The sequence below is a fragment of the Legionella sp. PATHC035 genome (assembly GCF_026191115.1).
Lineage (GTDB): Bacteria > Pseudomonadota > Gammaproteobacteria > Legionellales > Legionellaceae > Legionella.
Map to the genome: position 1 here is coordinate 2698954 of NZ_JAPHOT010000001.1, position 20121 is coordinate 2719074.

Here is a 20121-nt window from a genome sequence, read left to right on the forward strand (position 1 = left end):
TTTTACATATTGCACTCAATAAAGTGTTATTTTGTAAAAAAAGATCTTAAAATCAATGATTTTGTGCTGCAATGCAGCATTTGCGCCATTTAAATGTACAGTGAAAAGCAGCAGTTTTGGTGTGCATGAATGAACCTAAAGCGACGTGCTTGTATCGGATAATTCAGGTACAATAAGTCCATTATTTTTCCCAAAGCAGGTGCGCAACATGCAGTCGTTCAAGGTAAGCTGTGTCATTATTATTGCCATTGTTTTTTGGGCTTCAGCATTCGTTGGCATACGTATTGGTTTAGCCGGCTACTCTCCAGGAGCACTTGCTCTTTTACGATTTATTGTTGCATCGCTGTGTATGTTGGTCATTTACTGTAGTTTGGGAATTAAGAAACGAGTGCTATGGAAGGATCGTATTCAATTGCTTCTTGCGGGGATGGCCGGGATAGGAATTTATAATATTTGTTTGAATTATGGGGAGTTAAGCGTCTCTGCTGGCATAGCCAGTTTTGTTATTGGTTTAATGCCGGTGATGACCGTACTTTTATCACTGGTTTTTTTACGGGAAAAACTGACGCGCGGCGTTTGGTTCGGTATCTTCATCAGTATACTGGGTCTGGCTTTATTAGCGATTGGAGAGCGTTCAGAACCTGGAATGCAACAGGGAATTCTCGCCATTTTGGTATCGGCATTAATGGGTGCGATCTTAACTATCATTCAAAAGCAATTTGTGAGTGTTTATCATCCTGTGGCAATCATTGCTTGGGTTATGTGGGGAGGCACTTTGTTGCTAGCCCTATTTTTGCCTGACATGCTCCAGCAAATTCAAAGTGCTGATTTTCAAACTACCGCCGCTGTTATTTATATGGGCATATTTCCGGCTGCTCTTGCTTATTTGGCATGGGGCTACGTGTTGAAATATTTATCTGCTTCCAATGCATCCATCACCCTTTATGCACTGCCCATCGTATCGACCTTGATGGGTGTTTTTTTCTTGGATGAACACGTTTCACCCCGCTCGCTTGCAGGATGCAGTATTACTCTGTTGGGTGCTTTTGTTGCCAATCACTTTCAGGCGCGTCGAAAAGCCAACTTGGGCACGCAAAACTGAATCTTCCTCTAGATTTTCCAGATCGATGATGTCCTAAGTTTCTTACTTATTCACTGTGAAAAGAGGCCAACAGGGTTTATACTTTTACTTTCGTTTTGATGTCCCTTTGTGAGAGCACTCATGGAATTGAGAATTGATAATACCCCGTTTAAGGCGCTATTTCAGCCTTTAGATTTAGGCTTTACCCAATTAAAAAATCGTTTGTTAATGGGTTCCATGCATACTGGCCTTGAAGAAGATAAGGAAAGTTTAAATCGTTTGGCACAGTTTTATCGAGAAAGGGCACTGGGGGGAGTGGGATTAATCACCACAGGTGGCTTTGCACCCGATCGCGCAGGACGTTTAGCACCATTTGCCGCTAAATTGACGAACAGTAAAGAACAACATCGACATGAATTAATCACCCACACGGTACATGAAGCCGGGGGCAAAATTATTCTGCAAGCCTTGCATGCAGGTCGTTATGGCTATCATCCGTTTATTGTGGCACCCAGTGGCATCAAATCGCCCATTAGCCCTTTTAAGCCTTGGGTAATGAGCCAGTACCGTATTAAAAAAACCATTAAACATTTTGCGCGTTGCGCTCGTCTTGCTCAATGGGCAGGTTATGATGGTATTGAAATCATGGGCAGCGAAGGATATCTACTAAATCAATTTATCGTCAGCCATACCAACCAACGTCAGGATGAATGGGGTGGCAGTTATGAAAATCGTATTCGTTTTCCCATTGAAGTGGTTCGCAGTGTGCGTGAAGCCGTAGGCGAGAAGTTTATTATTATTTTTCGTTTGTCGTTGCTTGATTTGATTGCGGATGGTAGCAGTTGGGATGAAGTCGTGATTCTCGCTAAAGCGATTGAAGCAGCGGGAGCGACGCTCATTAATACGGGAATTGGTTGGCATGAGGCGCGAATTCCAACAATAGCAACCATGGTTCCTGCTGCAGCGTTTACTCATCTGACCCAACATTTAAAGCCGGAAGTTAAAATTCCAGTAATCACCTCAAACCGGATCAATACACCAGAATTAGCGAATGAGTTAATTGAGTCTGGGGTTGCGGATATGGTTTCGATGGCCAGACCCTTTTTAGCCGATCCATTATTTGCTGAAAAGGCTAAAAGGGGAGAAAGTGAGGCGATTAATGTGTGTATTGCCTGCAATCAGGCATGTCTTGATCGCGTTTTTGTCAACAAAACCGCTTCTTGTCTGGTGAATCCCCGTGCTTGCAATGAAACAGAATTGATTTATGAGGTTACTGCACAACCTAAATCCATTGCAGTGGTGGGTTCGGGCCCAGCGGGGCTTGCATTTGCAACAGTTGCTGCAGAGCGAGGCCATCAGGTGACCTTATTTGAAAAAAGCGATCAAATCGGCGGTCAATTTAATTTGGCCAAACGCATTCCAGGAAAGGAAATTTTTCAACATACATTGGATTACTTTAATTATCAGCTGCAGAAATTTAAAGTGACCATCCGTTTAAATACCGAAGCCACAGTAGAACAATTGCGCGATTTTGATGAGATTGTTATAGCCAGTGGAATTAAACCACGTATTCCTAGGATTCCCGGGATTGAGCATCCCAAAGTGGCAAGTTATATCGATGTGATTACGGGGAAAAAAGAGGTAGGGCAACGGGTAGCGATTATTGGTGCAGGCGGAATTGGTTTCGATGTGGCTGAATTTTTAACGCACCAACACCCAGTTCCCAGGGAGCAGTTTTACAATGAATGGGGTATTGATATTTATGGAACATTTCGAGGTGGACTTAAACCTGCAGAAATTACTCCCAGTCCTCGTGAAGTTTATTTGTTACAACGTAAAAAAGAAAAAATGGGCAAACGTTTGGGTAAAACCACGGGATGGATTCACCGTGCCAGCTTAAAGCATAAACAAGTCAAAATGATTTCCGGGGTACAGTATGATGCGATTGATGATCAAGGCTTACATGTACACATTAATGAAAAACCACAAATTTTACCCGTAGATACAGTGGTGATTTGTGCCGGACAAGTCGAATTGGCTGAATTGTTCGCCCCCTTAAAAGAAGCAGGAAAGGTCGTACATTTAGTCGGTGGTGCTTATAAAGCCTTAGAGTTGGATGCCCGCCATGCAATTGATCAGGCATGCCGTTTGGCGGCTTTGATTTGAGGAACATCTTATCTGGTTCATTTTAGAATCCCCTCACCACTGCTGGGAGAGGGGGATGGAAAAGCCGTTCACTTTAATGGCAGTTACCCTGGACAGATTATGCGTTTCCCGCTAATTTTTTTGAGACGCGAAATAGGGCGTCGTTGCATTAACATTCGAAATAAATAGTTAGGGGATGCAGGCTATAAACCAGGCTGTCACTCTTTAAAAATTACGGTTGAGTTTATTTGATAATTTTATAAATATAGTGCATTATTTTGTTTATTTTGTTATTATACTGTTCAATTTTTATATCACTTAGCCTTTTGTAGGTTATGTTTTAATCGATCAGGATTTTTATGTCTCAAGAAATAACAAGCTTCGCGTCCTTTAATTTTTCAGATGCTTTAAACAAAGCACTAGAGGATATGAAGTTTACTACTCCTTCTCCAATTCAAGTACAAACGATACCTTTACTGATGGAAGGTCGAGATGCGATTGCTTTGGCGCAAACAGGAACAGGAAAAACGGCTGCTTTTGCTTTGCCTATATTGCAAAATTTATCTCCTAATGTGCAAGGTACTCAAGCTTTAATTTTGGCGCCAACTCGCGAATTAGCGATTCAAGTTGCCGAACAGTTTGAATTATTGAGTGCTAAACAACGGGGCGTCATGGTTGCTGTTTTATGTGGTGGTCAAGATTATGGCCGTCAATTAAAGCAGTTAAAAGCAGGTGCTCAAGTTGTGGTAGGAACTCCTGGCCGTATTTTAGATCATATCGACAGACGTACTTTGAATCTCGATAATTTGCGTACATTCATTCTGGATGAAGCAGATGAAATGTTGCGGATGGGCTTTATTGAAGATATTGAAACCATCATGGCGCAATTGCCTGAAAAGAAACAAATCGGTCTGTTTTCAGCAACGATGCCTTACCGTATTCGACAAATTGCCAACACTTATTTGCATGATCCTGTGTCCATCGAAATACGATCAGAAACCGCTACTGTAAAAAGTATCGAGCAACGATTTTTATTTGCTTCTGGACATCAAAAACCTGATGCTCTGTTACGTGTATTGGCCGTAGAAGAATATCAAGGAGTGATTGTATTCGTACGTACTAAAAGCAGTACGGAAGAAGTTGCCGAACTCTTGCAACAACAAGGTCTGCGGGCTATGGCCATACATGGTGATATTACCCAAGCATTACGTGAGCGTATTATTGCGCAATTCAGACAAGGAGCGATTGATATCCTGGTCGCTACGGATGTGGCTGCTCGTGGTCTGGATGTGGAGCGAGTAACCCATGTAATAAACTATGATTTACCGCATGATAATGAAACCTATGTCCATCGCATTGGAAGAACAGGTAGAGCAGGGCGTTCTGGGGTAGCTGTTTTGTTTGTAACCCCTAAAGAATCCCGTTTAATTGGTAGCATTGAGCGGCATACGCGGCAACGTATTGCTAAAGTGGCGGTCCCTAATGACCATATGATTCAAACTGCACGTCAACAACGTTTTATGGCAAATATCACAGCACGTTTGGAACATGCAAACCTGCCTTCATACAAACGAATTATTGAGGAATACATTAAAGAAAATAATGTTTCCGCAGTCGATGTTGCAGCCACACTTGCTTTGCTGTTAAACAAGGATTTGCCTTGGCAAAAAGAGCAAGTATTACCTAAATCACCCCGTCCGGCTAAAGAAGGTCGTGCTGAACGTGGCGGCAAATTTGAACGTGCTCGAACAGAGGAACGAAAAGGTTTTGCTGCGGACAAGAAAGGTTCACGTGATGGACGTAAAAAATTTAATGATGACGTGGTCGGACAGGATTTATTCCGAATCGATGTTGGTAAAATTCACGGTGTGAAACCAGGTAATATTGTAGGCGCCATTGCGAATGAGGCGGGTTTACAAAGTAAACATATTACGGGTCTTAAAATTCATGACGATCATTCAACGGTGCGCCTGCCCAAGGGGATGCCTAAAGAAGTAATGAGTGATTTGACTAAAGCTTGGGTTTGTGGACGTCAGCTCAATATTACTTTAATTGGCAGTGCATAATCTGTAACCTGGGTGCTTGAACCCAGGCTCTCTATGCTTTGTAAGCGAATAAAGCTGCTGTTGTCGCTGCAGCAGCTAGAACGACCAGGCCTGCGGTGACCGGGGTAAAAAAAGCATAAGGATTTTCAGCGCGTTCTATTTCATTTTTCAGATTAGTTTTCATACGTACAATCTTTTCTTTTACGGAATCAATTCGATTGTTAGGGTCGGTATGTTCAGTTAGAGCCGGTAAAAAATGTTCTTGAAATGCTGTAATCGCTGAATTTATTTCATAGGCCCGTTCCGGGTTTGTTGCGTAAAAAGATAAAGAAGTGCGGGCAATCGCTTCAAAAAAAGTAGCGCTTAAACACAGCTTATCGTGTTCGAACCATTGTGACGAGTCAGTAATCTTAGAGTTTAATTGATAGCGCGGATTATCTGCTTTATTTTCGGTGAAGTGACCAATCGCTTCTTTTAATTCATTTTCATCAGAAAGAATTTGCTCCATATAGCTAAGACATTTGAGGATAAAATTTTGTTCAAAAGCCATTTTCGAGCCTCCTTGGCAAAAAATATTAATATAAATATCTTTTACCTAGGGCGCAATCGAAAGCGCTTAAAGTCTTATTTTTGTGCAGTAAATAAGCATATTTGCTTTATTGTATTGTTTCCAAGAAGGGATGATATGTATTTAACTACTTGATAAATATAAAAAAATTATGAAAAAGAGGCGCGCTTAAAAAAATTGCTTATAAAGGATCTTTCATACTATAATGCGGGAGGCTTTTGTTTTTAAAATAACCAGATAAACTCTTCAAAATTCAGTGCGGTAGTCCTCTTTAATCAAGATGACGCTGCTTTTTTTAGGATTAGAACTTAAGGGTATTCATGAAACTGTTAGCAACTATAGGGGCTTTTTTATTCACTGGGATTGTATGGGCTACACCTCTTCATAATATAGTTGTATTTGGTGATAGTTTGTCTGATAACGGTAATTTATATAAGTTTATGAAATATCAATTACCTCCATCCCCTCCTTATTATGATGGTCGTTTTTCTAATGGCCCCGTCTGGATCGAACACGTAATTGCTTCTTACTTTCCTAAAAATGCTGGTGCTCATTTATTAGATTATGCTTATGGTGGAGCAGGTGTATCTGAGGAAGAAGGGGCTGACGATGTTTTATTTACCCTAAGAAGGGAAGTGAACAATTATTTATCAGAGCATCATGATAAAGCAAGTGAAGACAGTCTTTTTGTGATATGGATAGGTTCAAATAATTATCTTGCATTTCCTTCAGAGGTTGAACAAACATTACACGATGTGCATACAGGAATTATACACAGCATACAACGGTTAGTTGATAAAGGTGCGAAACATATTTTAGTCGTGAATTTGCCGGATTTAGGAAGAACTCCTGCAGCAATTGAATTTGGTTCCGTGAATGAGATGACTTATTTTGCCAAAGAACATAATAACATGCTAAGTAGGTCGATTGATGAGTTAAAACAAGAGTATCCCGATGTACAATGGTTGTATTACGATCTGCATCAAGCTTTTGAAGAGCTGATGTCTCATCCACAAGACTATGGATTTACCAATTTAACGGGTACTTGTGTTAATTCAGTAGTTGAAGACATCACCAAAACATCGATTCTGAAAATGGTCGCCTCCGTCAAACCGAACCTGCCTCAGGATGCATGTACCGGTTATTTGTTTTTTGATTTAGTGCATCCAACTAAATTGGCACATAAAATTCTTGGTGATAAAGCCAGAGAAATGTTGGATCAGGCGGGTATAGAGTTAGCTGACTAGATGCAGTACATTCATCAATTGAGTCTGGATTTGATGAAGCGCCCATTATCTGCTCTTAGCCTCTGCCACGTCATCCCGAGCATAGTGAGGGATGATGTTAAAAGGAATGGATGGTCGCGCGCTTCCGCTTCGCTGGACATAGCGATTTGATTTCATTTTTACTCGATCAGGATCAGATTTATTAGGACGATATGAAATATATTACAAGGATAGTTTTACTATTTTTCTGTTTATTTTCCATTGCTCTTGCGGACAAACTACACATTAAAGTCGATGCCAAAAACATTGACTTACCTTATTGGCCTGCAAAAAAGGATAAATATGGAGCCGTATTCCTAGTTAATGGAGGTGAGCAAGCACAAGCCACCGCATTGCTGGATAATTTGGCCAATCAATTGGCTCAAAATGGATGGCAGGTTGTATTACTCAATAATGACAGCAGTATTACTGTGCCTTGGATCAAACAATTCCCAGAAGTGATTACTGCCTTACGAAAACAAAAAAACGTACGTGTTGTACTCTTGCATTATGGGGAGCAATTAAAACAAACATTTGATTTCTTAGGGAAATCGCCGGCACCCGAAATCGAAGGCTTGGTCCTGTTGTCTGCATACGATGTTCCTCCTCCAAATAATACCGATAAAAAGCCTGAATTAAAGATGCCTGTTTTTGATATTGTGGGTCAGTTTGATTTTGATATGACCAAACAAGAAATGGCGGCCAGAAAAAAAGAATTGGGAGCAAATAAAGATAATTACCTCGCTTTAGAGATACCTGGCGCTCACCATGATTATGAATATTCGCGGCAGCTACTTTTTTCCTTTATCCATGGTTGGATGGTAAAGCTTCCTGAGTTTCAACCTAAACCTCCTCCGGTTATGTACTCTTATTTGGCTCCAGTTGCATTATTTTTTAAAGAGCAACTCGCAAATAGTAAGTCATCGGACTGGGACAAATATTTTGAGCAGCCACTTGAGATCGATTAAGAATGAGCACAGCTGATGCGCATTCTTATATATAAAGCTCATTAGATGAAATTACCACCCTTTGCTGGTGCAAATTAATTCATAAGCTTTCACAATCTTCTGGGTTTTTTCATTTGCCATTTTAATCATTTCCTGCGGTAAGCCTTGCGCAATTAATTTGTCGGGATGGTTGCGGCTTAATAAACGTCGATACGCTTTTTTCACTTCTTGTTTGCTGGCATCCGGTGACACCTCCAAAAGAGCATAAGCATAATCCATGTTTGTTTTAGTCGGTTGATAATTGTATCTGCTGTAGGATGAGTACGAATGGGATGAGGAATGGGATTGCTGCGATTGTTCTGATTGCTGCCTGCCGCTATTTGGTGACTCGGATGAGTAACTTGCGCCAAAATCTTCATAAAAGCGATATTGATTGTGTAGGGGGGCAAAGCCTAGCCTGGAAAAAATTTTATCCAGTACTTGGATTTTCTTGGCATCAAGTCCATCTGCTTGTGCTGCACGATATTGAATATCTATAAATAACCGTAATAAGTCACGGTTATCTTTACAGGTTTTTTTTAACTCTTCAAGCATTGCATCGAGATTGAACTTCGGTTGTTTGCCCTCATTAAATAAATGCTTTGCCCGGTTTTTTTGTTCGTTATTCAAACGCATTTCGTCCATGAATAAACGCGCCATATCCAGTTCTTGTTCTGTAACGCGACCATCTGCTTTGGCTAAATGCCCCATAATCGAAAAGGTGGCGTCAAAAAATATTTTTTGGATTACTCCACGCTTTTCAGCGTAATACAACCAATGAGGATTGGAAAAATAGTTGTACAAACCGCGATCAAAAAAGTTACCCACCAAGAGGCCGAAAATTGCCCCTGTAGAACCGGCGATTAAATAGCCGAAAAATGCGCCAATGATCTTTCCCCACCAGGTTGAGATGATAAAGAAGTCCCGAAGAGACATTAAAATGATTCCTTAAATTTGTTCATTAAACTGATTTTATCGCTTTATACCACATTTTAAGTATATACTGTCGCCTTTTGGGTTTGGTTTTATATGCGATTTTTTTACTCTTTTTTGATGTATTTGCTCACTCCTTTTATTCTAGTCCGTTTATGGTGGAAAGGAAGAAGCTTACCTGCCTATAGGGAACGTATATTAGAACGTTTTTTTCTTGCGAAACAGGAATATAAACCGGTTGATGTCTGGATTCACGCTGTCTCTTTGGGGGAGGTTATTGCAGCTATTCCATTGATAGATGCGATGTTGGATAAAAAGTGGTCTTTATTTGTTACCACGATGACGCCAACCGGTTCTGAGCGCGTACAAGCACGTTTTGGTAACAAGGTAACTCATCAATACCTGCCCTATGATCTTCCCGGCATCCTTAAACGCTTTTTTAAACAAATTCAGCCGCGGGTTGGTGTGATTATGGAGACTGAGCTATGGCCGAATTTAATTTATCAAGCACGGGCAGCAAAGGTGCCGTTACTGCTCGCCAATGCGCGGATCTCTGATGATTCATTAAATGGCTATAAAAAGATTAAATTTTTAATTAAACCGCTTCTGAATCAATTCACTGCTATTTTGGCGCAAGGAGAAGAGGATGCGCGACGTTATATCACCTTAGGAGCAAGAGAGGAGATAGTGCACGTTTTAGGAAATATGAAATTTGACCTGCAAACCAATACAATCGACAGCAAACGTTTTAGTGATTTAAAAAGTCATTGGGGCGCTGAGCGAATAGCGGTGATTGCCGCCAGTACCCATGAGAATGAAGAGGCACAACTTTTATCTCATTTAAAACGATTGCAACAAGCAATTCCTGGCGTGATTTTTTTAATCGCTCCACGTCATCCGGAACGCTTTCAAACAGTCTATCAATTGTGCCTTCAATCGGGATTTAAGACTGGGTTACGCTCAGATTTAACTACCTTAAGCCCGGAAAACGAAATTGTGGTATTAGACAGCTTGGGTGAGCTTTTAGGTTTATATCAAATTAGTGATTATGCTTTTGTTGGTGGTAGCCTGGTTCCAGTTGGTGGGCATAATGTATTAGAACCCATCGCGATGAATGTCCCGGTATTAAGTGGCAGCCAGGTTCATAATTTTAAAGCCATTTGCAATGATCTCAAGTTAGCCCAGGGTATCCTATTAGTACAGCAAGCTAATGAAGTCATTGACGGAATCATTAAGTTGCATACCGATCCCACATTTCGTCAGCAGATGATTAAAAATGCCAACGCGGTTTTTGAAAAAAATAAGGGATCGGTCATACGTCATTTACAGCAAATTGAAGGGGTGATTTAGGCTAAATCAGGATATCTTCGATAGACTTAAAGAGGAGTAGCCCGGATTAGACGAAGTTGTAATCCGGAATTATGATCAGCTTCCCGTATTACTACGCTAATACGGGCTACATATAAAAGTGTAAATTGACGCCATCGCGTGAACACATGTAATTGTCAGAAACCCCGGGTTACGGCTTTGTCTAACCCAGGTTACGAATTGATTAAATACAATCTCTATAAGGAATGGATTAAGAACAGACCTCTTCCCGACTTGCGGGAGAGGTTCAGGTAATTAGGAGCCTTGATTTTGCTTTTCTTTAATCTCAGACAAAGTTTTACAATCGATACATAAAGTCGCAGTGGGTCTTGCTTCCAAGCGTTTAAGGCCGATTTCAATACCACATGCTTCGCAATAACCAAAATCTTCATTTCGCAAGCGCTCTAAGGCATCTTCAATTTTCTTAATCAGTTTACGTTCACGATCACGAGTACGCAACTCAATACTGAACTCTTCTTCTTGACTTGCTCTGTCTGAAGGATCAGGGAAATTAGCCGCTTCATCTTTCATGTGCGTTACTGTTCGGTCAACTTCTTCCATCAATGATTGACGCCAAGCGAGCAATATTTTTTCAATATGTGCCAACTGGTTTTCATTCATATATTCTTCACCTGGGGTTTCCTTGTAGGGGGTGATACCCATACTACCTATTGCGTCGTTTTTCACGTTGTGTCGTCTCTCATTGTTTTTATCAATTAATTGTTCGATCATTTTAGCCTCCGTACCCAACTCGTACAACCTGGGTTTACAGAAAGCGGTTAGGTATACCAAAAAACTATTCTATCATCAATAAAATTATCGCCAACCCCCACTTACTCTGTCATTGCCCTGAATGTCTTGCCAACAGGTTACGTTCTTATATTGTAATTCATTAAGTATAGCTTGTACTTTTAATTTTTGATCGTACCCATGTTCCAGTAGGATCAGGCCACCAGGTAAAAGGTACTCATGACCTTGTTCGATAATACATTGTAGATCACCTAAGCCTTCTTGACTACTCACCAACGCATTTCGTGGTTCAAAACGTAGATCACCTTGTTGTAAGTGCGGATCGTGTTCTGCAATGTATGGAGGGTTCGCAACAACAGCATGATAGGGTCTTTTTGGAATGTTATCAAACCAGTTCGATAAATAAAAACTGACATTCTGTATTTTATGATTTCGTGCATTTTCTTGAGCGATATTTAGGGCCTCTTGACTGATATCTCCAGCAACAATATTCCAATTAGGCCTTTCTTTAGCAAGTGCCAAAGCAATGGCTCCGCTTCCTGTACCCAATTCAAGCACATAGGTATTCGGTTGATTGGGAATGAGCTCTAAAGCTAATTCAACTAATCGCTCTGTTTCATGTCGCGGAATTAAGGTGTGCGGATTGACTTTTAAATTGAGCGACCAAAACTCACGCTCTTCTGTGAGATAGGCAATGGGGGTCCCTTGGGCTCTTTGAGCCATTAAATTTTGAAAGGCCTCCCACTGTGACGGGGTTAATAATTTCTCAGGATGTGCATAGAGATAAGTTCTGGTTTTATTTAAAACGTGACAGAGTAAGATTTCTGTTTCCAGATCCGGAGTTTTCCCCAGAGCTGTACGGATATTAATCATTTCGTCCCAGCTCTGCGAGCAATTCGGCATGGTACTCACGTTTTAATGGATCGATGACCAATGTTAAATTACCTTCCATTACATCACCGAGTTGATAGATCGTCAAATTAATGCGGTGATCTGTCAGTCGGCCTTGTGGGTAATTATAAGTACGAATTCGTTCGGAACGATCACCAGTGCCTACCAGCGATTTACGAGTTTGCGCCTGTTCTTTCTTCTGTTTGCTTTGTTCTGCATCCAGTAAGCGGGTTTTAAGTAATGACATCGCTTTAGCACGGTTTTTGTGCTGAGAACGCTCGTCTTGGCATTCCACTACGACACCCGTTGGAATATGGGTGATGCGTATGGCCGAATCGGTTTTATTGACGTGCTGCCCCCCAGCGCCTGATGAGCGGTATGTATCAATGCGTAAGTCATCAGGATTAATTTGGATGTCATCAATTTCATCAACCTCAGGCATAATCGCAACCGTACATGCAGAGGTATGGACACGACCTTGAGATTCAGTCTCAGGAACACGTTGAACTCGATGTGCACCGGATTCAAATTTGAGTTGTGAATAAACGGAATGACCACTAATTCGGGTGATTATTTCTTTATATCCGCCATGTTCCCCATGATTGGCGCTGATCAACTCTTGTTGCCAACCTTGAGTCTCCGCATATCGACTGTACATCCGATAAAGATCGCCAGCAAAAATTGCGGCTTCATCACCACCGGTTCCGGCCCTGATTTCAAGGTAAACATTCCGTTCATCATCCGGATCTTTGGGAATGAGATGCCACTGCAGTTGTTCGTCAAGTTCTTCCACTTGCTTTTGGGCGCTTTCCAATTCTTCTGCCGCCATTGAGGCTAATTCTTTATCGTCCCCTTCGAGCATTTCGCGCAGTGATGATAAATTATTTTGGGCTACGATATAGGTTTCATAACATGTCGCAACAGGCTCGAGTTGGGCGTATTCTTTTGAAAGCGTTTTAAATTGATTCTGATCGGCAATTATGGAAGCTTCCGATAGTAAACGACCCACTTCCTGATATCGCTCCAGCATTTGCTGTAGTTTGAGTTCAAGAGATTTCTTCATAGGATGTTTGATGTGTTGTTGTATTAAAAAGATATTGAGCTAAGGTAAATAAATCTTCTCGACCATCTTTGGCAATTTGCCGTAAACCCGCAGTCGGATTATGCGTCAGTTTATTTACGAGACGTTCACTAAACTCATTTAAAACGACTTGCTGACATTGTCCTGCAGAAAGTTTTTTTAAAGCGCGTTGCAGTTCCTTTTGTGCCAAATCTTGCATTTGACTGCGGTAGTCACAAATGACCTTTTTGGCTTTAAGCGAACGATGTTTGCGGATGTATTTATTCAATTCCTCATCGACTAATTGCTCTGCATGTAATGCAGCATGGCGTCTTTCTTCCATTCCTTTATCGATCATGGTTTGTAAATCATCGATATTGTAAAGATGAACGTGTTCTAATTCTTTAATGCTGTCTTCAACATCTCTAGGAACCGATAAATCCAAAAAGAACATGGGGGCATTATTTCTTTGATGTAGCGCCTGCTCAACCCAATTTTTATTAATAAAATGGATGGGGCAATTTGTTGCCGAGACAATAACATCTGCCTGCGGTAGATATTCGGCAATTTGGGTGATCGGCGTAGTTTGTCCATTAAATGAGTGGGCAAGTTTCTCTGCATTTTCTAGTGTTCTACTGGCGATCATGAACCGTTCAACACCTTGTTGACGTAAGTATTTAGCAACTAATGAGGCGGTTTCCCCTGAACCAATTAAAAATACATTGAGCGATTTATAGTTTGTAAAAAGTTGGACTATTAATTGTGTTGCAGCATAGGCAACGGATACGGGGTTCGTGCCGACGCCACTTTGGGTGCGTACTCGTTTCGACGCAGAAAATACATATTCAAAAATGGGTCTTAATTCTGTTTTTATTGCGCCAAGGCTGCATGCATGTTGGTATGCTTGTTTCATTTGTCCAAGGATTTGAGGTTCACCGATCATCATCGAATCCAAGCCACTGGCAACGCGTAAAAGATGTTTGATTCCCTGATGCCCTTTATGCATATAGATAAATGGGGAGAGTGAATCTGCAGGTAATTGGTGTTCTTGGGTAAGCCAGTGGGTGATGATCTGTGGATCTTGAGTCTCACAATAAATTTCTGTGCGATTACAGGTAGATAGGATTGCGGCTTCACTGACCTCAGGGAGGCACAACAAACTATCGAGCACGGAATCCTGGGTAGCAGGAGATAATGCGACTTTTTCACGCACGTTTATTGGAGCAGTTTTATGATTTAGCCCGCAAGCAACAAACACCATAGAATATGAATTATTAGAATATGAATTATTGAGTTAATCGTGGGATTGTAAACGATTAGCCGTTAAATTTGTAGTGTACGCTGCCTTATTTCTTTCTTCTGAGCCGCGAAATGGGATTCTGCGGCTGAGAAAAGTGCACTGATCATTGCAATTCCAGCAAATAGTCTCTACTTCATAGCCCAGGGAGGTAAAACCGGAGATCCTCGCTGCACTCAGGTTGATGAAAAAAAACTCCATGTAAAATTAAAGTACATCTTTATTCAGCCGCTAACAAGAGTAGAGGGTTTTATACAAAATCCCAAGTTATGGGGAGTCGATCATGGATATAATCCTGCAAGGTGCTCACAGTGGCGAAGAGGCTGCAGAAAGTTTGGCGCGTGTATTAGAATTATTTAAAGAACGATATCATATCGCTGGATTTCGTGAAATTCATTTAACGGTTACTTTGGTTGATGAACAAGGCGATGATGTTGAATTAGTTGATAGTGAGTCGAATCAAGCGTATCGTGTTTTTGAAGTATATCGTAAAGGTTATGAATTAGGTGGTAGAAAAGGAACACCAGTACTCGAATTGATCGTAGATAACACTCGCCCTCGGTGAAGGAGTAACTTATGTTTTTGGCAATTATCGCCATCATTCTGACATTAATTTTAGTAGTCGGCATTCATGAGGGGGGGCATGCACTAGTAGCACGCATTTTTTCAGTAAAAATCAAAAAAATTTCTATAGGTTTTGGTAAACCCTTATTACGCTGGCAAAGCCGCAGCGGTTGTGAATGGGTTTGGGCATTTTTTCCTTTAGGAGGGTATGTTCAATTAGAAAATACACGCATTAGCCCAGTGGAACCGGCACAATATCCTGAATGTTTTGATAAAAAACCTGTTTGGCAGCGTATTCTCATTCTATTAGCTGGGGCTGCTGCAAATTTAATTGTTGCGTGGTTTGCTTTTGTTGTAGTGTACACAATTGGTTTGACGTACACTTTGCCTGAAATCAAAGAAGTACTTCCTAAAAGTACCGCAGCCCAAGCAGGAATGCTCCCAGGCGATCAATTCATCTCCATTGATGGCAGAGCTACTCCAACTTGGAGTGATGTGGGGATGCGCTTAGTGATTCTATGGGGGAAAAAAAATATTCCAGTCACTGTGAGTCGTGCGGATGGGAAAGAGTCAATCGTTGTGCTTGATTTAAGTCAAGAACACTTTCGTGGGGTAAAATTATCTTTATTGACTCAACTCGGGATTCAACCCAATCTGGCTGCGGCCAAAAGCACACTAAAGGCTGCATCACTCTTAGATGCGGTCCATCAAGCCAATCAGTTCATGGGGAATATGGTTTACTTTTTTATGATGACCTTAAAGCAATTATTTACTGGGGTGATCCCTTTTTCTGTGTTGTTAGGACCAATAGGCATCTTTGCAGCTTCGGTGTCCTCACTGATGCAAGGAACCATTGTATTTCTGTTATTTATAGCCAGCTTAAGCCTTGCCGTTGCTGTGATCAACCTGTTTCCTATCCCGGGCCTAGATGGAGGCTCAATTGTTTATGCAATTATTGAAAAAGTCCGCGGTAAAGCGGTCTCTGTGCCCATGGAGCTCTTATTGCATCGATTGGTTATTATTGTATTTTGTGTCCTCTTGGTGCACTTATTGATGAATGACCTGCAACGACTTTGATCCTAAATGTACAGCAATTCCTGCACTCATAATGATTGCACAATGCAAGATTTCGAGGTATTATTGTGCAGTTTAGTTAAAAAAAGGACTCTTTTGTGAAAAATCAAATATCTACTTTTACCTCCAAATTTTTTGATTGTAACAATATTAAGAATATTATTGATAATGAAATCAAGAAGCTGGAACAAAATCAGCCGCCACAAAATGATACGATTCGAATTGTATTTTTGGGTAGAGGCCATCATATCAACAAGGGTGCATTTGCAGGCAGTTTAGAGCGTGCTCAAAAAGCAATCCAAGCTTCTGTAGATGAGGCGGTAGAAATGGTATTAACCTATCTAAAGGATGGAAATAACTTTGAAAACTTGGTTAACGAACACGCCATCCGGAACCTTATTTCTTCCTTCGATGCAATGGATATTCCTCAGATGTTAGAGCTTTTTGAGATTGATGAGTCGACACTAACGAATCAGCTCGGTATGAAATAATCTATCGATATGCCTGAAAAAGGAGCAAAGAAAAGGAAAATTTGGTATCAGCACCATGATTTTCATTTCAAAGAGAGTTAGGCCGAAAAAATAAATTCCATCTCGATTGATGGCTCAATTTAGTTATGAAAGGATGTTCCATGAAATCACAACTCTATAAAAATACCCCAAAAATAGAAAAATTATTTTCTACAGAAAAGTCGATAGAAGAAAATTCAATACAAGATGATACGATTCGTTTTGCGTTAAGTAATACTTATTTATCCGTCGAGAAAGGTCAATTTGAAGGGAGCCTTGAGCTCGCTCAAGAAGCAATTCAGGATTTTTTAGATAAGAATGCGGCAACTTATACTGCATATGGACAAGGTTTTGGCCTTTTACAAATTAACGATACGACGCGCGATATTACTCCCTATGGAATTGATATTCCGATGATGTTGGCGTTTTGTGGGATTGACCCGTCAACACTGAGTACGCAAATGGGTATGAAATAAGGTCCTATCCTGGGCTGCCTGGCGACAGAAGACCAAGCGGCCAAAATATAATTTCCCTCCGCTATTGTGGATGCAACGAGGAGTCACGCAGGGTCGACACTGTTCTAAAACGAGGATACGCCTCGCTATCTCGAGATGACGAGGTCAATCAACCCTTGGCCTATGCCTCTGCCAGGAGTGGTAGGGGCGATTTCTTGATAGTTATAGTGTCTACAATTTACCTACGGTTCGTGCACAACACCAAATATCCACCTTTTTCACCCCTGATTTTTTTAAAGTGAATGCCAGCTCATTCGCTGTGCTTCCTGTAGTTAAGAGATCATCAATAATCGCAACATGCTGCCAAGGCAGTTTTTTACTTTTGAAGGCATGCCGTAAATTTTTTTGTCTTTGCTCTCCATCAAGGCTTGCTTGAGGTTCAGTATTGCGAATTTTTTGACAACTGGTGATATCGTAAGGTACTCCTAATTTTCTAGCCAACAAACGTACCAAAACTGCGGCCTGATTGAACCCACGTGCTTTAATGCGTTGTGGATGCATAGGAACTGGAATGAAACACTGGGGTAGATTTTCAAGGTTTGGTAGCGAATTAACCATTAGATGACTTAAAAAAGAGCCTAGATAAAGCCCCTCATGATATTTAAATTGATGCAAAAGACTGCGTAGCGGTTCTTCAAAAGTATAATTAATATAGGCCCGATCGAAGTGAGGTGTTTTTTTAATACAACGACCACAGATTTGCAGATGGGTATCCGCTAAAGGATAAGCACACCGTTCACACGCAGAGCCTAGATGAGGCATGAAGTCAATGCAAGGGGTACAAACGGCCATTTTATTATTATGAAATTGATTACATAAAGTACATATTGAGTACAAGCGTAAACTTTGTGTTACACTCCATATTTTCTGGCGCACGAGTGTTGGATTCCTTTAATTTTTCCTGGTTTTATAATGGCTGTTATCTACGAAATTAGCAAGACATTCAATCAACATGCTTCTGAATATGAATTGGCTGCCAAAGTACAACAAGAAATTGGGGTGCGTTTATTAGAGCGTTTGCAGTATTTGAACATTAAGCCACAGCGTATCCTGGATCTTGGATGCGGACCTGGCTTTTTTACTTATGAATTGACTAAAATCTATCCGAAAGCACAGATCGTAGGTTTGGATTTAGCACAGTTTATGTTGATTCAGGCGCAAAAAAAACAAGGCTGGCTGCGAAAGTGGCCTCTAGTGGCTGCAGATATGCAAAATATGCCTTTTGTTACTGGTGCGTTTGATTTAATTTTTGCCAATCAAGTGATTCACTGGGGTAGTGCTTTGACACCTGTTTTTCGTGAATTGAATCGAGTCATGAAAGCGAATGGTTGTTTGATGTTCACTACTTTGGGGCCTGATACATTCAAAGAGTTGAAGCAGGCTTGGACGGGAGTCAATCATTACGCGCATGTCAATGAATTTGCTGACATGCATGACGTGGGTGATTGTTTGATGGCAGAGCATTTTTTAGAACCAGTAATGGATATGGAATTATTATCGGTGCATTATGAAACGTTGCCCAAGCTCTTACAGGCTTTGAAAGCTCAGGGAGTAAAAAACATTAATCCGAGAAGAAACCAAGGTCTAACCGGCAAAACAGCTTGGCGACATTTTGAACAAAATTATGCCGCCCTGCAAACGGATAATGGAAAATATCCCCTGACTTATGAAGTAGTATACGGTCATGCCTGGAAAGGGGAGCAAAGAAAAACCGAACTTGGAATCGAAACCATGATTCCCATTTCCCAAATCGTTAGGCCAAAGAGATAAATACCTCGGGGTTTACTAGTGAATTGGATTTCCTTAATCAGAATTCGCAGTTGCACCAGGTTACTTGTGCAACCGACTCCGTTCTTGTAATTTCTTGGTTAAGTCAATCAAGGTAGATGCTTTTTGATCAAATATTTTCAATGCATCCAGAGCGATTTGATAATGTTTGCTGATTTCGTCTTCTAATTTATTTTGAGTATAGAGCGCTGCAAAGGTGGTTTTTTGATTCGCCAAATCGGAGGATCGCCCTTTGCCCAATACCTCAGCAGGTGCATAACGATCCAGATAATCATCTTGCATTTGAAAAACTATGCCCAGATGACTGGCATAAGTGCGTAAAGCGGTCTTATCGGTTTCAGAGACTGAAGCCTGGGCATTAAGCACCATTTCAATACACGCTAAAATAAGTCGTCCGGTTTTCAGATAGTGAATTTCTCTCAGTTGTTTTTCACTAATAGATGATTTGGATAACTCCGATAAATCCAAACTTTGCCCACTCACCATGCCACTAATGCCGCTGGCTTTAACCAGCTCCAGCGTGATGGCAATCACTTGCTGGGGTTGCAGCAGAGGAGAGAGGCGGTTTAATAAGACTTCAATGGCTAAGGCTTGCATGCCATCACCAACTAAAATGGCAGTTGCCTCATCAAAAGCCTTATGACAACTCGGTTTGCCCCGACGGAGATCGTCATTGTCCATAGCAGGGAGATCATCATGAATTAAAGAATAGCAATGCGTTAATTCTATAGCCGCAGCAATTACATCCAGAATTTTTAGATCCAGATCAAGCAGGCTCCCGGTTAAATAGACCAGGATGGGGCGGATTCTCTTTCCGCCAGGGAACAGCGAGTAATTGATTGCAGAACGTATGGTTGCGGCAGGTACTGAAGATTCGTTAATGATTTGACTAAGAAACTCTTCATGCCTTTGTATGTAATTACTGATCACTTAATTGTTCATCCGAGCGGGGTTCAGCAGAGGTTAATATTTCTATTTTTTGTTCGGCCTTGTGTAATACATCCTGACATCGTCTGGCCAGACTAATTCCTTTTTCAAATTGCTTGAGCGACTCTTCAAGAGAAAGCTCTCCTTTTTCGAGTTGCCTGACAATTTCCTCTAGCTCCATGATCGATTGTTCAAAATGCATGTCCTGGCTCATAGATTTTGTCCTGATTGTTCAAAATGTACTGATTATACTGAGTTGTTCTCAGGATTCAATGTACGTGAATCAATTTTAATGAAAATTGGATGTGGTCTGGGTGAAGACAAAGCTGTAATCCGGGTTCATTTCTGCGTCATG

The 20121-nt window shown here is 41.0% G+C and carries 20 protein-coding genes; 11 read left to right on the forward strand and 9 right to left on the reverse strand.

Features of this window, described 5'->3' with window-relative positions; translation table 11 throughout:
* The first annotated feature begins 208 nt into the window (after window positions 1-208).
* The 3 genes from OQJ13_RS11910 (at window position 209) to OQJ13_RS11920 (ending at window position 5292) form a co-directional block, all read left to right on the forward strand.
* On the forward strand, window positions 209-1102 hold the full coding sequence (locus OQJ13_RS11910; protein WP_265711030.1) for a DMT family transporter: 894 nt from the start codon (window positions 209-211) through the stop codon (window positions 1100-1102).
* 120 nt (window positions 1103-1222) lie between these two features.
* The gene (locus OQJ13_RS11915) at window positions 1223-3247 is read left to right on the forward strand and encodes an NADPH-dependent 2,4-dienoyl-CoA reductase (RefSeq protein ID WP_265711031.1); all 2025 of its coding nucleotides are present in this window, start codon (window positions 1223-1225) and stop codon (window positions 3245-3247) included.
* Window positions 3248-3585: 338 nt separating this feature from the next.
* Entirely contained in the window at window positions 3586-5292 is a 1707-nt protein-coding gene (locus tag OQJ13_RS11920) for a DEAD/DEAH box helicase (RefSeq protein ID WP_265711032.1), read from the forward strand.
* A gap of 31 nt (window positions 5293-5323) precedes the next feature.
* On the opposite strand, the gene OQJ13_RS11925 is transcribed toward OQJ13_RS11920, so the two are convergent.
* Window positions 5324-5821, reverse strand: coding sequence for a hypothetical protein (locus OQJ13_RS11925; RefSeq protein ID WP_265711034.1), 498 nt, complete (start codon window positions 5819-5821; stop codon window positions 5324-5326).
* A 338-nt stretch (window positions 5822-6159) separates the two neighbouring features.
* Between OQJ13_RS11925 and plaA the strand changes: the two genes are divergently transcribed.
* Both plaA and OQJ13_RS11935 read left to right on the forward strand, forming a co-directional pair.
* On the forward strand, window positions 6160-7086 hold the full coding sequence (plaA, locus tag OQJ13_RS11930; RefSeq protein WP_265711035.1) for a GDSL family lysophospholipase PlaA: 927 nt from the start codon (window positions 6160-6162) through the stop codon (window positions 7084-7086).
* Between the two features lie 191 nt (window positions 7087-7277).
* Window positions 7278-8072, forward strand: coding sequence for an alpha/beta hydrolase (locus tag OQJ13_RS11935; RefSeq protein WP_265711036.1), 795 nt, complete (start codon window positions 7278-7280; stop codon window positions 8070-8072).
* A gap of 51 nt (window positions 8073-8123) precedes the next feature.
* On the opposite strand, the gene djlA is transcribed toward OQJ13_RS11935, so the two are convergent.
* Window positions 8124-9026: a co-chaperone DjlA gene (djlA, locus tag OQJ13_RS11940; protein ID WP_265711037.1), complete on the reverse strand. Its 903-nt coding sequence runs from the start codon at window positions 9024-9026 to the stop codon at window positions 8124-8126.
* Between the two features lie 93 nt (window positions 9027-9119).
* Here djlA and waaA point away from each other — a divergent pair, with 93 nt between their 5' ends.
* Window positions 9120-10373, forward strand: coding sequence for a lipid IV(A) 3-deoxy-D-manno-octulosonic acid transferase (waaA, locus tag OQJ13_RS11945; protein WP_265711038.1), 1254 nt, complete (start codon window positions 9120-9122; stop codon window positions 10371-10373).
* Between the two features lie 273 nt (window positions 10374-10646).
* Here the strand turns inward: waaA and dksA are convergent, their stop codons facing one another.
* The 4 genes from dksA to hemA form a co-directional block, all read right to left on the reverse strand.
* Entirely contained in the window at window positions 10647-11123 is a 477-nt protein-coding gene (dksA, locus tag OQJ13_RS11950) for an RNA polymerase-binding protein DksA (RefSeq protein WP_265704212.1), read from the reverse strand.
* Between the two features lie 84 nt (window positions 11124-11207).
* Window positions 11208-12014, reverse strand: coding sequence for a peptide chain release factor N(5)-glutamine methyltransferase (gene prmC, locus OQJ13_RS11955; protein WP_265711039.1), 807 nt, complete (start codon window positions 12012-12014; stop codon window positions 11208-11210).
* Window positions 12007-13095, reverse strand: coding sequence for a peptide chain release factor 1 (gene prfA / locus OQJ13_RS11960; protein WP_265711040.1), 1089 nt, complete (start codon window positions 13093-13095; stop codon window positions 12007-12009). The genes prmC and prfA overlap by 8 nt, the downstream gene beginning before the upstream one ends.
* The gene (hemA, locus tag OQJ13_RS11965) at window positions 13079-14353 is read right to left on the reverse strand and encodes a glutamyl-tRNA reductase (RefSeq protein WP_265711041.1); all 1275 of its coding nucleotides are present in this window, start codon (window positions 14351-14353) and stop codon (window positions 13079-13081) included. Before hemA ends, prfA begins: the two co-directional genes overlap by 17 nt.
* A 319-nt stretch (window positions 14354-14672) precedes the next feature.
* On the opposite strand from hemA, the gene OQJ13_RS11970 reads away from it, so the two are divergent.
* The 4 genes from OQJ13_RS11970 (at window position 14673) to OQJ13_RS11985 (ending at window position 17012) form a co-directional block, all read left to right on the forward strand.
* On the forward strand, window positions 14673-14954 hold the full coding sequence (locus OQJ13_RS11970; RefSeq protein ID WP_058387266.1) for a hypothetical protein: 282 nt from the start codon (window positions 14673-14675) through the stop codon (window positions 14952-14954).
* Window positions 14955-14965: 11 nt separating this feature from the next.
* Window positions 14966-16030 (forward strand): M50 family metallopeptidase, encoded by a 1065-nt coding sequence (locus OQJ13_RS11975; RefSeq protein ID WP_265711042.1) that lies wholly within the window; start codon window positions 14966-14968, stop codon window positions 16028-16030.
* A 95-nt stretch (window positions 16031-16125) separates the two neighbouring features.
* Window positions 16126-16518, forward strand: coding sequence for a hypothetical protein (locus tag OQJ13_RS11980; protein WP_265711043.1), 393 nt, complete (start codon window positions 16126-16128; stop codon window positions 16516-16518).
* Between the two features lie 140 nt (window positions 16519-16658).
* On the forward strand, window positions 16659-17012 hold the full coding sequence (locus OQJ13_RS11985) for a hypothetical protein (RefSeq protein WP_265711044.1): 354 nt from the start codon (window positions 16659-16661) through the stop codon (window positions 17010-17012).
* A gap of 210 nt (window positions 17013-17222) precedes the next feature.
* Here the strand turns inward: OQJ13_RS11985 and OQJ13_RS11990 are convergent, their stop codons facing one another.
* Complete coding sequence (locus OQJ13_RS11990; protein ID WP_416209909.1) at window positions 17223-17927, reverse strand: ComF family protein; 705 nt, start codon at window positions 17925-17927, stop codon at window positions 17223-17225.
* 36 nt (window positions 17928-17963) lie between these two features.
* Between OQJ13_RS11990 and bioC the strand changes: the two genes are divergently transcribed.
* Complete coding sequence (gene bioC / locus OQJ13_RS11995; protein WP_265711045.1) at window positions 17964-18821, forward strand: malonyl-ACP O-methyltransferase BioC; 858 nt, start codon at window positions 17964-17966, stop codon at window positions 18819-18821.
* A 60-nt stretch (window positions 18822-18881) separates the two neighbouring features.
* On the opposite strand, the gene OQJ13_RS12000 is transcribed toward bioC, so the two are convergent.
* Both OQJ13_RS12000 and OQJ13_RS12005 read right to left on the reverse strand, forming a co-directional pair.
* The gene (locus tag OQJ13_RS12000) at window positions 18882-19769 is read right to left on the reverse strand and encodes a polyprenyl synthetase family protein (protein ID WP_265711046.1); all 888 of its coding nucleotides are present in this window, start codon (window positions 19767-19769) and stop codon (window positions 18882-18884) included.
* Window positions 19759-19980, reverse strand: coding sequence for an exodeoxyribonuclease VII small subunit (locus OQJ13_RS12005; RefSeq protein ID WP_265711047.1), 222 nt, complete (start codon window positions 19978-19980; stop codon window positions 19759-19761). The genes OQJ13_RS12000 and OQJ13_RS12005 overlap by 11 nt, the downstream gene beginning before the upstream one ends.
* Window positions 19981-20121: the final 141 nt, after the last annotated feature.

Bases quoted from the DNA above. Each gene is read 5' to 3' on its own strand.
- hemA (WP_265711041.1), bottom strand. From the start codon at position 14,353: ATGGTGTTTGTTGCTTGCGGGCTAAATCATAAAACTGCTCCAATAAAC.
- plaA (WP_265711035.1), top strand. From the start codon at position 6,160: ATGAAACTGTTAGCAACTATAGGGGCTTTTTTATTCACTGGGATTGTA.
- dksA (WP_265704212.1), bottom strand. From the start codon at position 11,123: ATGATCGAACAATTAATTGATAAAAACAATGAGAGACGACACAACGTG.
- bioC (WP_265711045.1), top strand. From the start codon at position 17,964: ATGGCTGTTATCTACGAAATTAGCAAGACATTCAATCAACATGCTTCT.
- OQJ13_RS11915 (WP_265711031.1), top strand. From the start codon at position 1,223: ATGGAATTGAGAATTGATAATACCCCGTTTAAGGCGCTATTTCAGCCT.
- djlA (WP_265711037.1), bottom strand. From the start codon at position 9,026: ATGTCTCTTCGGGACTTCTTTATCATCTCAACCTGGTGGGGAAAGATC.
- waaA (WP_265711038.1), top strand. From the start codon at position 9,120: ATGCGATTTTTTTACTCTTTTTTGATGTATTTGCTCACTCCTTTTATT.
- prfA (WP_265711040.1), bottom strand. From the start codon at position 13,095: ATGAAGAAATCTCTTGAACTCAAACTACAGCAAATGCTGGAGCGATAT.
- prmC (WP_265711039.1), bottom strand. From the start codon at position 12,014: ATGATTAATATCCGTACAGCTCTGGGGAAAACTCCGGATCTGGAAACA.
- OQJ13_RS11910 (WP_265711030.1), top strand. From the start codon at position 209: ATGCAGTCGTTCAAGGTAAGCTGTGTCATTATTATTGCCATTGTTTTT.
- OQJ13_RS11970 (WP_058387266.1), top strand. From the start codon at position 14,673: ATGGATATAATCCTGCAAGGTGCTCACAGTGGCGAAGAGGCTGCAGAA.
- OQJ13_RS11975 (WP_265711042.1), top strand. From the start codon at position 14,966: ATGTTTTTGGCAATTATCGCCATCATTCTGACATTAATTTTAGTAGTC.
- OQJ13_RS12005 (WP_265711047.1), bottom strand. From the start codon at position 19,980: ATGAGCCAGGACATGCATTTTGAACAATCGATCATGGAGCTAGAGGAA.
- OQJ13_RS11985 (WP_265711044.1), top strand. From the start codon at position 16,659: ATGAAATCACAACTCTATAAAAATACCCCAAAAATAGAAAAATTATTT.
- OQJ13_RS11925 (WP_265711034.1), bottom strand. From the start codon at position 5,821: ATGGCTTTTGAACAAAATTTTATCCTCAAATGTCTTAGCTATATGGAG.
- OQJ13_RS11920 (WP_265711032.1), top strand. From the start codon at position 3,586: ATGTCTCAAGAAATAACAAGCTTCGCGTCCTTTAATTTTTCAGATGCT.
- OQJ13_RS11935 (WP_265711036.1), top strand. From the start codon at position 7,278: ATGAAATATATTACAAGGATAGTTTTACTATTTTTCTGTTTATTTTCC.